At 70.5% G+C, this 12,680-nt stretch carries 10 protein-coding genes; 9 read left to right on the top strand and 1 reads right to left on the bottom strand.

Features of this window, described 5'->3' with window-relative positions:
• Positions 1 to 3: 3 nt before the first annotated feature.
• A complete protein-coding gene (locus KJK29_RS04770) occupies positions 4 to 990 on the top strand; it encodes a hypothetical protein (RefSeq protein WP_215117441.1) in 987 nt (328 codons plus the stop codon).
• A gap of 136 nt (positions 991 to 1,126) precedes the next feature.
• A complete protein-coding gene (locus KJK29_RS04775; protein WP_215117442.1) occupies positions 1,127 to 2,521 on the top strand; it encodes a glycoside hydrolase family 16 protein in 1,395 nt (464 codons plus the stop codon).
• 71 nt (positions 2,522 to 2,592) lie between these two features.
• Here KJK29_RS04775 and KJK29_RS04780 read toward each other — a convergent pair whose 3' ends face one another.
• Entirely contained in the window at positions 2,593 to 3,480 is an 888-nt protein-coding gene (locus KJK29_RS04780) for a helix-turn-helix domain-containing protein (protein WP_215117443.1), read from the bottom strand.
• Positions 3,481 to 3,655: 175 nt separating this feature from the next.
• On the opposite strand from KJK29_RS04780, the gene tkt reads away from it, so the two are divergent.
• From tkt to KJK29_RS04815, 7 genes are read left to right on the top strand one after another with little or no spacing between them, the layout of a single operon-like run.
• Positions 3,656 to 5,731, top strand: coding sequence for a transketolase (gene tkt / locus KJK29_RS04785; RefSeq protein ID WP_215117445.1), 2,076 nt, complete (start codon positions 3,656 to 3,658; stop codon positions 5,729 to 5,731).
• A 19-nt stretch (positions 5,732 to 5,750) separates the two neighbouring features.
• The gene (gene tal / locus KJK29_RS04790; RefSeq protein WP_215117446.1) at positions 5,751 to 6,896 is read left to right on the top strand and encodes a transaldolase; all 1,146 of its coding nucleotides are present in this window, start codon (positions 5,751 to 5,753) and stop codon (positions 6,894 to 6,896) included.
• Positions 6,893 to 8,584, top strand: a complete 1,692-nt coding sequence (gene zwf / locus KJK29_RS04795) for a glucose-6-phosphate dehydrogenase (protein ID WP_251057706.1) — start codon at positions 6,893 to 6,895, stop codon at positions 8,582 to 8,584. Before tal ends, zwf begins: the two co-directional genes overlap by 4 nt.
• The gene (gene opcA, locus KJK29_RS04800; protein WP_215117447.1) at positions 8,581 to 9,516 is read left to right on the top strand and encodes a glucose-6-phosphate dehydrogenase assembly protein OpcA; all 936 of its coding nucleotides are present in this window, start codon (positions 8,581 to 8,583) and stop codon (positions 9,514 to 9,516) included. The genes zwf and opcA overlap by 4 nt, the downstream gene beginning before the upstream one ends.
• A complete protein-coding gene (pgi, locus tag KJK29_RS04805) occupies positions 9,509 to 11,173 on the top strand; it encodes a glucose-6-phosphate isomerase (RefSeq protein WP_215117448.1) in 1,665 nt (554 codons plus the stop codon). Before opcA ends, pgi begins: the two co-directional genes overlap by 8 nt.
• Before the next feature lies 1 nt (position 11,174).
• Positions 11,175 to 12,059 (top strand): phosphogluconate dehydrogenase (NAD(+)-dependent, decarboxylating), encoded by an 885-nt coding sequence (gnd, locus tag KJK29_RS04810; RefSeq protein ID WP_215117449.1) that lies wholly within the window; start codon positions 11,175 to 11,177, stop codon positions 12,057 to 12,059.
• Between the two features lie 4 nt (positions 12,060 to 12,063).
• A complete protein-coding gene (locus KJK29_RS04815) occupies positions 12,064 to 12,651 on the top strand; it encodes a histidine phosphatase family protein (RefSeq protein ID WP_215117450.1) in 588 nt (195 codons plus the stop codon).
• Positions 12,652 to 12,680 lie beyond the last annotated feature (29 nt).

A 12,680-nucleotide genomic window follows, 5' to 3' on the forward strand; every position in this document is an offset into this window, starting at 1 on the left:
ACGATGAAGCACTTCGTCCTGGTGGCGGGTTATGGAAAGCCGCCCCGTCAGCTGCCGTTCCGTGCCTACTGCGAGAACCGGGTCCGCCAGCATGTGGCGGCCAACAAGGCCATGGAGGATCTGGTCTTCCAGATCTTCGACGTGGGGAGCGGGGAAGTCGTCGCCCGGACGTTCACCTATCCGGCGGGCCGACGGACCGAGTCGGTCGCCGCGGTCCGCTCCTTCGTTCGTGTCACCCCCGCCCACTACGACGGAAACGCCTTCCAGAACGACGTGCGCGGCGTGATGTCGGTCCTGGAGGTCTACGCGGCGGTGCGGACCATCGGAGTGACGGCCCCCGGCACCCTGATGGAGCTCAGCTTCTTCTCCCACGGCTACGACGGCCCGGTCCTGGTCGACAGCTTCGACTACCGGCAGACCAGCGAGATGCTCCGTGATCCGGGCGACCTGGATCCGCGCCCGAAGGACTTCCACAGCGCGAACATGCCGCCCGCGGAGCTCTCCGCCTTCCAGGCCGCCTATCACCCCGACGGCATCAACTGGAGCTGGGGATGCCACTTCCAGAAGTCCTACCACCACATCCTGACCAAGCTGGAGTTTCACCCCGAGTACCGGTCCTCGGGCCTCTCCGACGGCAAGGTCCTGGTCTTCCGGAACTTCGACGCGGACGAAGCTCTGCTGCTCGGGGATCATCTGGGCAGGACCTTCCCGGACCACCGGAAGGTGGAGGTGACCTTCGGCGAGCTGAAGTGGTTCGTCCGCAGGCACATCCTGGCCGGGTACTGCCACGCCCTCGCGGTCCACTCCGGGCGGAAGACCTACGGCGGACTCCTCGGCACCTACGCCGAGCGCGACACCACCGGCTCCCGGCCGCTCATGCACGTCAACCGGGGCTTCGGCAGGCATCTGGCCTTCTACCGGAACTACTTCGGCTTCGCCCTCGACCCCGAGCGCCGGTGGTACGGCCTCTACGATCCGGCTTTCACCTGACGCCCCGTTCAAGCTGTGCACTCATCGACCGGCGCTCAGTTTTCCCGGCTTTACCTCTTGACGACCCGGGTGACGTGGAGCACATTGGCGGCACTTTGAGAGCGCTCTCACCCCTCCACTCGAGAGGCATCCCCCCATGAGCGATACCTCCCGCACCTCCCACAGACGCCGCCCCGTGCGGCGGGCGTTGGTCGCCGTCCTCAGCACGCTCGGCCTCGCGGCGGCCGCCACCACCGCCTCCGCACCGGCCGCGAACGCCTCCGCTCCGCCGCCCCCGTCGGGCTGGACGCAGCTGTTCGTGGACGACTTCAACGGCGCCGCGGGCAGCGGCGTCAACACCTCCAACTGGCAGTACGCGACCGGCAAGGGCTACCCGGGCGGCCCGGCCAACTGGGGCACCGGCGAGATCGAGACCATGACGAGCAGCGCGGACAACGTCTCCCTCGACGGCAACGGCAACCTCCGCATCACCCCCCGGCGGGACGCCGCCGGGAACTGGACCTCCGGCCGCGTCGAGACCAACCGCACCGACTTCCAGCCCCCGGCCGGCGGCACTCTCCGCGTCGAGTCGCGCATCCAGGTGCCGAACGTCACCGGGGCGGCGGCGAAGGGCTACTGGCCCGCGTTCTGGATGCTGGGCGCCCCCTACCGCGGCAACTACTGGAACTGGCCGGCCGTGGGCGAGTTGGACATCATGGAGAACACCCAGGGCATGAACACGGTGTTCGCGACCATGCACTGCGGCACCTCGCCGGGCGGCCCCTGCAACGAGACCAGCGGTATCGGCAGTTCGACGACCTGCCAGGGCACCACCTGTCAGGCCGGCTTCCACACCTACCGGATGGAGTGGGACCGCTCGACGAGCGTCGAGGAGATCCGCTTCTACCTCGACGGCGTCAACTTCCACACCGTGCGCGCCAACCAGGTCGACGCGACGACCTGGAAGAACGCCACCGACCACGGCTTCTTCGTCATCCTGAACGTCGCGATGGGCGGCGGCTTCCCGGACGCCTTCGGCGGCGGCCCGGACGCCGGGACGCAGCCGGGCCACGCGATGGTCGTCGACTACGTCCAGGTGCTGTCGTCCGGCGGCGGCACCACGCCCCCGCCGACCGGCAACCGCGACGCCTACTCCGCCGTCCAGGCCGAGTCCTACGACGGCCAGTCCGGGGTGAGTACCGAGACGACGACCGACTCCGGCGGCGGGCAGAACGTGGGCTCGCTGGCCAACGGCGACTGGCTGCACTTCAAGGGCGTCAACTTCGGCTCCTCCGCTGCCCGGCAGTTCAGCGCCCGGGTCGCGAGCGGTGCGGCGGGCGGCGTCAGCGGGCTGGTCGAGGTGCGGCTGGACAGCCGCAGCAGCGCGCCGGTCGGGAGTTTCGCGGTGGGCAGCACCGGGGGCTGGCAGTCCTGGCGGACGATCCCGGCGAACATCAGCTCCGTGACGGGCACGCACGATGTGTATCTGACCTTCACCAGCGGTCAGCCGCAGGACTTCGTCAACGTCAACTGGTTCACCTTCGGGCGCTGACCCGATTCTCGGCAGGGGCTCCACGCGCGCGTGGAGCCCCTTTTGCCTTGCTCGCCCTCAGCTGCTCGCCCTCAGCGCAGATCCGCCCGGAACGCCGCCGGGGTCTGGTCCGTGTGCTGGTGGAAGAACTTGGAGAAGTTGGCGGCGTCGGGGAAGCCGACCGCCGCGCCGACCCGGCCGATCGGCAGGTCGGTGTGGGCGAGGAGCCGCTTGGCCTCCAGCACGACGCGCTTGTCGATGAAGGCCTTGGGGGTGTCGCCGGTGGCGGCGCGGACCGCGCGGACCAGGGTGCGGCGGGAGTAGCCGAGGGCGTCGGCGTAGGCGCTGACGCTGTGGTTGGTGGCGAAGTCCCGCTCCACGGCGTCCCGGAAGAGGGTGAAGGTGGAGTCCGACCGCCGGCGTACCGACTCCGCCGAACTCGCGGCGAGATGGGCGAGCCGCAGCAGAAACGCCGTCAGCGAGTGGCGCAGGACGGCGGTGTGCAGGCTGAGCGGCAGGGTGGCGGTGTCCTCGTACTCGCGTCGCAGGTGGTCGAGCGCGGCGCGCAGTCCGGCGAGTTCGGCCGGGTCGGGACACAGCAGCGGCGGCAGGTCGTAGCGGTACAGGCCGGTGGCCTCGACAGTCGCGCGGGGCAGGAAGCCCGGCTGCATGGTGAGCACCGTTCCGCGGTACTCGCTCGTCCGCGAGAAGCGGTGGACCTGCCCCGGGCGGATCCACAGCAGGTCACCGGCCCCGGCCTCGTGTTCGGTGAAGTCGACCATGTGCCGGACCGGGCCCTCGGCGAACAGCATCACGACATGGAAGTCGATGCGGTGCACGCGCTCCAGCGGCGCGTCGGCGTGCCAGGTGCGGCCGGTGCCCATGGGGCCGACCTGCATGCCGACACCGCCGACGCTCAGCTCGACCGGAAAGGGGAACGTTCTGATCCCGTCGCCGTCCTCGATGGTTCTGCCCACCATGTCTGCCCTGTCCGCCATGTCCGCCTCGCGCCGCCCCGTTCGCGCCCCGCGCCGCCTCCGGGTGTCCCACTTTCACCACACCCTGGCACACGGCGACCTTCCGTCGAAAAAGTCAGACTTTTAATTTTGAACACGTCAGACCAGCCACTTCGCTCCTATCGAGGACTTCTTGAAGATGAGCACGCAGACAGCGGACCGCTTCGAATGGACCGAACTCGACCGGCGTGCCGTCGACACCGCCCGTGTTCTGGCGGCGGACGCCGTCCAGCGCGTCGGCAACGGCCACCCCGGCACCGCGATGAGCCTCGCGCCGGCCGCCTACACGATCTTTCAGAAGGTGATGCGGCACGACCCCGCCGACCCGGAGTGGGCCGGCCGTGATCGCTTCGTCCTGTCCCCCGGCCACACCTCGCTGACGCTGTACACGCAGCTGTACCTCGCGGGCTACGAGCTGGGGCTGGACGACCTGAAGGCGTTCCGCACGCACGGCTCGAAGACGCCGGGCCACCCCGAGTACGGGCACACCGCGGGCGTGGAGACCACGACCGGCCCGCTCGGCCAGGGCGTCGCGAACGCGGTCGGCATGGCGATGGCGGCCCGTTACGAGCGCGGCCTGTTCGACCCGGAGGCCCCCGAGGGCGAGTCCCCCTTCGACCACACCGTCTGGGCGATCGTCTCCGACGGCGACCTCCAGGAGGGCGTCTCCGCCGAGGCCTCCTCCCTCGCCGGGCACCAGAAGCTCGGCAACCTGGTCTTCCTCTACGACGACAACCACATCTCCATCGAGGGCGACACCGCGACCGCCTTCTCCGAGGACGTGCTGAAGCGGTACGAGGCCTACGGCTGGCATGTGCAGCGGATCGAGCCGCAGGAGGACGGCGACGTCGACGTACGGGCGCTGCACACGGCCCTGAGGGCGGCTCAGGCCGAGACCGGGCGCCCCTCGATCATCGCGATGCGCACGATCATCGCCTGGCCCGCCCCCAACGCCCGCAACACCGAGGCCTCCCACGGCTCGGCGCTCGGCGAGGACGAGGTCGCCGCCACCAAGCGCCTCCTCGGCTTCGACCCGGAGCAGACCTTCGAGGTCGCCGACGAGGTGCTGGCCCACACCCGCGGAGCCCTGGACCGGGGCGCCGAGGCGCGTACCGCCTGGGACAAGCGGATCGCCGCCTGGCGCGGTGACAACCCCGAGCGGGCCGTCACCTTCGACCGCGTCAGCAAGGGCGAGCTGCCCGAGGGCTGGGAGGACGCCCTGCCGGTGTTCGAGCCGGGCAAGGCGGTCGCCACCCGTGCCGCGTCCGGCAAGGTCCTCCAGTCGCTCGGCGCGGTCGTCCCCGAGCTGTGGGGCGGCTCGGCCGACCTGGCCGGTTCGAACAACACCACCATCGACAAGACGTCGTCGTTCCTCCCGAAGGGCAACCCGCTGCCGGAGGCCGACCCGTACGGCCGGACGATCCACTTCGGCATCCGCGAGTTCTCCATGGCCGCGGAGATGAACGGCATCGCCCTGCACGGCAACACCCGGATCTACGGCGGCACCTTCCTGGTGTTCTCCGACTACATGCGCAACGCGGTGCGGATGTCGGCCCTGATGCAGCTCCCGGTGACCTACGTGTGGACGCACGACTCGGTCGGTCTGGGCGAGGACGGCCCGACCCACCAGCCGGTCGAGCACCTGGCCGCGCTGCGGGCCATCCCGGGCCTGAACGTCGTACGCCCGGCCGACGCGAACGAGACCGCGACCGTCTGGGCCGAGATCCTCAGGCGGCACACCACCGATCCCGCCCCGCACGGCCTCGCACTCACCCGCCAGGGCGTGCCCACGTATGCGCCGAACCCGGACGCGGCGCGCGGCGGCTACGTCCTGGCCGACTCCTCGACCGAGGTGCCGGACGTGGTGATCGTCGCCACGGGCTCCGAGGTGCAGCTCGCCGTCGCCGCCCGTGAGGCCCTGGAGGCCGAGGGGGTAGGCACCCGGGTGGTGTCGATGCCGTCGGTGGAGTGGTTCGAGGAGCAGCCGCGCGAGTACCGCGAGCGGGTGCTGCCGCCGTCCGTGAAGGCCCGGGTCGCGGTCGAGGCCGGGATCGGCCTGACCTGGCACCGGTTCGTGGGGGACGCGGGACGCATCGTCTCCCTGGAGCACTTCGGCGCCTCCGCCGACGCCGGAACCCTGTTCGCCGAGTTCGGCTTCACCTCCGAGAACGTCGCCGCCGCGGCCCGCGAGTCCCTCGCCGCCGCGCGTGGCTGACCCGAACGCCCGAAAGAAGATGATCACTGTGAGCGAAGCGACCGCGAGCGCGGGAGCACTCAAGCGCCTCTCCGACGAGGGCGTGTCGATCTGGCTCGACGACCTGTCGCGCCGGCGGATCGAGTCCGGCAACCTGGCCGAGCTCGTCGCCACGAGGAACGTCGTCGGCGTCACCACCAACCCGTCCATCTTCCAGGCCGCCATCGGTTCGGGCGAGGGCTACGAGGCGCAGCTCGCCGACCTGGCGGTGCGGGGCGTCACGGTCGACGAGGCCGTCCGGATGATGACCACCGCCGACGTCCGCTCCGCCGCCGACATCCTGCGGCCGGTGTACGACGCCACCGGCGGGCGGGACGGCCGGGTCTCCATCGAGGTCGACCCGCGCCTCGCCCACGACACCACGGCGACCGTCGCCGAGGCCCGTCAGCTGGCCTGGCTGGTGGACCGCCCGAACGTGATGATCAAGATCCCGGCGACGCAGGCCGGCCTGCCGGCCATCACCGAGGTGATCGGCGCGGGCATCAGCGTGAACGTGACGCTGATCTTCTCGCTGGAGCGCTACCGCGAGGTCATGGACGCCTATGTCGCCGGCCTGGAGAAGGCCCAGGCGGCCGGTCTCGACCTGTCGGACATCCACTCGGTGGCCTCCTTCTTCGTCTCCCGCGTCGACTCCGAGATCGACAAGCGGCTGACGCTGCTGGGCACGGACGAGGCCCTCGCGCTGAAGGGCCGGGCGGCCCTGGCCAACGCGCGGCTCGCCTACGAGGCGTACGAGCAGGTATTCGCCGGGGCCCGCTGGCAGGCGCTGGGCGGGGCCCGCGCGAACCGGCAGCGCCCCCTTTGGGCCTCCACCGGTGTGAAGGACCCGGCATACAAGGACACCCTGTACGTGGACGATCTGGTCGCCCCCGGCACGGTCAACACCATGCCGGAGGCCACGCTGAACGCCGTCGCCGACCACGGTGACGTCCAGGGCGACACGGTCACCGGCGGTTATGCCCAGGCCCGCGCCGACCTGGCGGCCGTCGAGCGGCTCGGCATCGGGTACGACGAGGTGGTGCGGCAACTGGAGAACGAGGGCGTGGCCAAGTTCGAGGTGGCCTGGCAGGACCTGCTGGACGCGGTCACCAAGTCCTTGAACGACAAGGGAGTTGACGCGGAATGAGCGAGGGCATCCCCCAGACGGCCATCCCCCAGACGGCCGAACAGGAGACCAAGGGGACCAAGGAGGAGAAGGAGGCCGTGGCGGCCCAGGAGGCGGCCGGGGTCGAGCCGACCGGGGTGGACGGCGCGGCCCGGGCCGTCGTCCCGCCCACGGAGTTCACCGAGGCCGACTTCGTCAACCCTCTGCGCGACGCGCGCGACCGCCGACTGCCGAGGATCGCGGGCCCGTCCGGGCTCGTCATCTTCGGCGTGACCGGCGACCTGTCCCGCAAGAAGCTGATGCCGGCCGTGTACGACCTGGCCAACCGCGGTCTGCTGCCGCCGGGCTTCTCGCTGGTGGGCTTCGCCCGCCGGGACTGGGAGGACCAGGACTTCGCGCAGGTGGTGCACGACGCGGTCCGTGAGCACGCCCGGACCCCGTTCCGCGAGGAGGTCTGGCAGCAGCTCTCCGAGGGCATGCGGTTCATCCCGGGCGACTTCGACGACGACATGGCGTTCAAGCAGCTGCGCTCCGCCGTCGAGGAGCTGGACGCCTCCCGGGGCACCAGCGGCAACTACGCCTTCTACCTCTCGGTGCCGCCGAAGTTCTTCCCGAAGGTCGCCCAGCAGCTCAAGAAGCACGGGCTGGCGAACGCCCCCGACGGCTCCTGGCGCCGCGCGGTCATCGAAAAGCCGTTCGGGCACGATCTGGAGTCGGCCGAGGAGCTGAACACGATCGTGCACGACGTGTTCGACCCGGAGCAGGTCTTCCGGATCGACCACTACCTGGGCAAGGAGACCGTCCAGAACATCCTGGCGCTGCGCTTCGCCAACCAGATGTTCGAACCGATCTGGAACCGGTCGTACGTCGACCATGTGCAGATCACCATGGCCGAGGACATCGGCATCGGCGGCCGCGCGGGGTACTACGACGGGATCGGCGCCGCCCGTGACGTCATCCAGAACCATCTGCTCCAGCTGATGGCGCTCACCGCGATGGAGGAGCCGGCCGCCTTCGACGCGGCGTCGCTGCTCACCGAGAAGCTCAAGGTGCTGCGGGCCGTGCAGTTGCCGGAGGACCTCGGGAAGAACACCGTGCGCGGGCAGTACGCGGCGGCCTGGCAGGGCGGCGCGAAGGTCGGCGGCTATCTGGACGAGGACGGCATCGACGCCTCGTCGAAGACCGACACCTACGCCGCGATCAGGCTCCAGGTGGACAACCGCCGCTGGGCGGGCGTCCCGTTCTACCTGCGCACCGGCAAGCGGCTCGGCCGCCGGGTGACGGAGATCGCCGTGGTGTTCCAGCGGGCCCCGCACTCCCCGTTCGACTCCACCGCGACCGAGGAGCTCGGCGCCAACGCGATCGTCATCCGCGTACAGCCGGACGAGGGCATGACGGTCCGGTTCGGATCCAAGGTGCCGGGTACGTCGATGGAGATCCGGGACGTGACGATGGACTTCGCCTACGGCGAGTCGTTCACCGAATCGAGCCCGGAGGCGTACGAACGGCTGATCCTTGACGTCCTCCTGGGCGACGCCAATCTGTTCCCCCGTCACCAGGAAGTGGAAGAGTCCTGGAAGATCCTCGACCCGATCGAGCGCTACTGGGCCACGCACGGCAGGCCGGCGCAGTACGCCTCGGGGAGCTGGGGACCCGCGGAAGCCGACGAGATGCTCGCACGAGACGGACGGAGCTGGCGCAGGCCATGAAGATCGACCTGACCGACACCACGGCAAGCAAGATCAACAAGGCGCTGGTGCAGGGGCGCCGGGCCATCGGCACTCCCGCCGTGGGCATGGTCCTGACGATGGTGATCGTCACGGACGAGGAGAACGCCTACGACGCGATCAAGGCGGCCGAGGAGGCGTCGCACGAGCACCCCTCGCGCACCCTGGTCGTCATCAAGCGGCACGCCCGCACCCCGCGCGACCGCCAGTCCTCCCGGCTGGACGCCGAGGTCCGGGTGGGCGCCGACGCGGGCACCGGCGAGACGGTGATCCTGCGGACCTACGGCGAGGTGTCCGACCACGCCGACTCGGTGGTGCTGCCGCTGCTGCTGCCGGACGCGCCGGTGGTGGTGTGGTGGCCGGTGGACGCCCCCGAGGTGCCCTCCAAGGACCCGCTGGGGGCGCTGGCCCAGCGGCGGATCACCGACCTGTACGCCGTGGAGAACCCCCTGGAGACGCTGCGGGCCCGGGTCCGCTCCTACGCGCCCGGCGACACCGACCTCGCCTGGACCCGGCTGACGCCCTGGCGTTCGATGCTGGCGGCGGCGCTGGACCAGGCCCGGGCGCGGATCACCTCGGCGGCCGTGGAGGCCGAGGCCGAGAACCCGGCCGCCGAGCTGCTGGCCCGCTGGCTGGAGGCCCGGCTGCACGTCTCGGTCGACCGGGTGGTCACCGCCGGGCCGGTCGTCACGGCCGTGCGTCTGGGCACCGAGAACGGCGAGATCGTCATCGACCGCCCCGAGGGCCCGCTGGCCACGCTGACCCTGCCGGGCCAGCCCTCCCGCACCCTGGCACTGAAGGTCCGTGCCACCTCCGAACTCATCGCCGAGGAGCTCAGGCGCCTCGACGCCGACGAGATGTACGCCATCGCCCTGAACGGCGAGGCAACCGAGGAGACCCCCGCTCATGTCTGACTCCCCCTCCGGCTCCCCCGAGCTCACCCGGCGGCCCGAGTGGACCGCCCTGGAGGACCACCGCAAGGACGCCCTGCCGCAGCCCGACCTGCGTGAGCTGTTCGCGGCCGACCCGGGGCGCGCCGAGCGCTACGTCGTCCGCGTGGGCGATCTGCGCATCGACTACTCCAAGCACCTGGTCACCGACGAGACGCTGGCCCTGCTCCAGGAGCTGGCCGCCGCCACCGACGTGTTCGGGCTGCGCGACGCGATGTTCCGCGGCGAGCGGATCAACGTCACCGAGGACCGTGCCGTGCTGCACACCGCGCTGCGCGCCCCGCGGGACGCGGTGGTCGAGGTCGACGGCGAGAACGTCGTCCCGGGTGTGCACGCGGTGCTGGACAAGATGGCCGGCTTCGCCGACCGCGTCCGCTCCGGGGAGTGGACCGGCCACACCGGCAAGCGCATCCGCAACGTCGTCAACATCGGCATCGGCGGCTCCGACCTGGGCCCGGCGATGGCGTACGAGGCGCTGCGGCCGTTCACCGACCGGGAGCTGACGTTCCGCTTCGTGTCGAACGTGGACGGCTCCGACCTCCACGAGGCCGTGCGCGACCTGGACCCGGCGGAGACGCTGTTCATCGTCGCGTCCAAGACCTTCACCACCATCGAGACGATCACCAACGCGACCTCGGCGCGCTCCTGGCTGCTCAAGGGCCTGGGCGGCGACGAGAAGGCGGTCGCGAAGCACTTCGTGGCGCTCTCGACGAACTCCGAGAAGGTCGCCGGGTTCGGCATCGACGTCGACAACATGTTCGAGTTCTGGGACTGGGTCGGCGGCCGCTACTCGTACGACTCCGCGATCGGCCTGTCCCTGATGATCGCCATCGGCCCGGACCGCTTCCGGGAGATGCTCGACGGCTTCCGCATCGTCGACGAGCACTTCCGCAACGCCCCCGCCGAGGCCAACGCCCCGCTGCTGCTGGGCCTGCTCGGCATCTGGTACGGCAACTTCCACGACGCCCAGTCGCACGCGGTGCTGCCCTACAGCCACTACCTGTCCAAGTTCACCGCCTACCTCCAGCAGCTCGACATGGAGTCCAACGGCAAGTCGGTGGACCGCGAGGGCCGGCCCGTGCGGTGGCAGACGGGGCCGGTGGTGTGGGGCACGCCCGGCACCAACGGGCAGCACGCCTACTACCAGCTCATCCACCAGGGCACCAAGCTCATCCCGGCGGACTTCATCGGCTTCGCCCGGCCCGTCGCCGAACTGAGCGACGGACTGAAGGCACAGCACGACCTGCTGATGGCCAATCTGTTCGCGCAGGGGCAGGCGCTCGCCTTCGGCAAGACCGCCGAGGAGGTGCGGGCCGAGGGCGTGCCCGAGGAGCAGGTGCCGCACCGCACCTTCCGGGGCAACCACCCGACCACGACGATCCTGGCCGGCGAACTGACCCCGTCGGTCCTCGGCCAGCTGGTCGCCCTCTACGAGCACAAGGTGTTCGTGCAGGGCGCGGTGTGGAACATCGACTCCTTCGACCAGTGGGGCGTCGAGCTCGGCAAGGTCCTCGCCAAGCGCGTCGAGCCCGCCCTGACCGAGGGCGCCGATGTCCCCGGTCTCGACCCGTCCACGGCCGCGCTGGTGGCCGCCTACCGCAATCTTCGGGAAGTGAACTGACATGCAGATCGGACTTGTGGGTCTCGGCAAGATGGGCGGCAACATGCGCGAGCGCCTGCGCAACGCCGGCCACACCGTCATCGGCTACGACACCAACCCCGAGAAGTCGGACGCCGACAGCCTGGCCGACCTCGTCAACCAGCTCGACGCGCCGCGCACGGTCTGGGTCATGGTCCCGGCCGGCGACGCCACCCAGCACGTCATCGACCAGCTCGCGGGCCTCCTCAAGCCGTACGACACGGTCGTCGACGGCGGCAACTCCCGCTGGACGGACGACGAGAAGCACGCCGAGGAGCTGGGCAAGCGCGGCATCGGCTTCGTCGACGCCGGTGTCTCCGGCGGCGTGTGGGGCCTGAAGAACGGCTACGCCCTGATGGTCGGCGGCGAGAAGGAGTACGTCGACCCGCTGCGGCCGATCTTCGAGGCGCTCAAGCCGGAGGGTCCGTACGGCTTCGTCCACGCGGGCAAGGTGGGCGCCGGGCACTTCGCGAAGATGGTCCACAACGGCATCGAGTACGCGATGATGCAAGCCTACGCCGAGGGCTGGGAGCTGCTGGAGGCCGTGGACTCGGTGGACAACGTCCGCGAGGTGTTCCGCTCCTGGCAGGAGGGCACCGTCATCCGCTCCTGGCTGCTGGATCTGGCGGTGGACGCCCTGGACGAGGACGAGCACCTGGAGGAGCTCCGGGGCTATGCCCAGGACTCCGGCGAGGGACGCTGGACCGTGGAGGCCGCGATCGACAACTCCGTCCCGCTGCCCGCGATCACCGCCTCCCTCTTCTCCCGGTTCGCCTCCCGTCAGGACGACTCGCCGCAGATGAAGATGATCGCGGCACTGCGCAACCAGTTCGGCGGCCACGCCGTCGAGTCCGTGAAGAAGGCGTAGCACCGTGGGCGATCTGCTGATGGTCCGTCACGGCGAGACGGAGTGGAGCCGGAGCGGACAGCACACCAGCTTCACCGACCTGCCCCTCACCGCGCGCGGTGAGGAACAGGCCAAGTCGCTGGTTCCGCTGCTGGCGGGCCGCCCCTTCGCGCTGGTCCTCACGAGCCCCCTCACCCGCGCGGTGCGCACCGCCGAACTCGCGGGCCTGACGGGGGCCGTGCGGGACCCGGACCTGCACGAGTGGTACTACGGCGCCTACGAGGGCGTCACGAGCGACGAGATACACCGCACCCGCCCGGACTGGGACCTGTGGACCGACGGGGGCCCGGCCGGTGCCGACGGCGCGCCGGGCGAGTCCCCAAAGGAGGTCGGCGTGCGCGCCGACCGGGTGCTGTCCCGGGTGGCGGGGGCGCTGCCCGAGGGCGATGTGATGCTGGTGGCCCACGGCCACTTCCTTCGCGCCCTGACGGCCCGCCGCCTGGGCCTGACAGCGGCGGAGGGACGCCTGTTCCGGCTGGAGACGGGCACGGTCAGCCGGCTGTCGACCGAGCACGGACGGCCCGTGATCGCGGAGTGGAACGCGCGGGCGTAACGGACGTCGGCCGGGGGTGAGTTGACGCT

It is taken from the genome of Streptomyces koelreuteriae, assembly GCF_018604545.1.
GTDB classification, from domain to species: domain Bacteria; phylum Actinomycetota; class Actinomycetes; order Streptomycetales; family Streptomycetaceae; genus Streptomyces; species Streptomyces koelreuteriae.

What these genes read in the sequence shown, in the direction of transcription:
- KJK29_RS04770 (WP_215117441.1), top strand. Translation starts at nt 4, where the DNA reads ATGAAGCACTTCGTCCTGGTGGCGGGTTATGGAAAGCCGCCCCGTCAG.
- tkt (WP_215117445.1), top strand. Translation starts at nt 3,656, where the DNA reads ATGAGCACGCAGACAGCGGACCGCTTCGAATGGACCGAACTCGACCGG.
- gnd (WP_215117449.1), top strand. Translation starts at nt 11,175, where the DNA reads ATGCAGATCGGACTTGTGGGTCTCGGCAAGATGGGCGGCAACATGCGC.
- zwf (WP_251057706.1), top strand. Translation starts at nt 6,893, where the DNA reads ATGAGCGAGGGCATCCCCCAGACGGCCATCCCCCAGACGGCCGAACAG.
- KJK29_RS04780 (WP_215117443.1), bottom strand. Translation starts at nt 3,480, where the DNA reads ATGGTGGGCAGAACCATCGAGGACGGCGACGGGATCAGAACGTTCCCC.
- opcA (WP_215117447.1), top strand. Translation starts at nt 8,581, where the DNA reads ATGAAGATCGACCTGACCGACACCACGGCAAGCAAGATCAACAAGGCG.
- pgi (WP_215117448.1), top strand. Translation starts at nt 9,509, where the DNA reads ATGTCTGACTCCCCCTCCGGCTCCCCCGAGCTCACCCGGCGGCCCGAG.
- KJK29_RS04775 (WP_215117442.1), top strand. Translation starts at nt 1,127, where the DNA reads ATGAGCGATACCTCCCGCACCTCCCACAGACGCCGCCCCGTGCGGCGG.
- tal (WP_215117446.1), top strand. Translation starts at nt 5,751, where the DNA reads ATGATCACTGTGAGCGAAGCGACCGCGAGCGCGGGAGCACTCAAGCGC.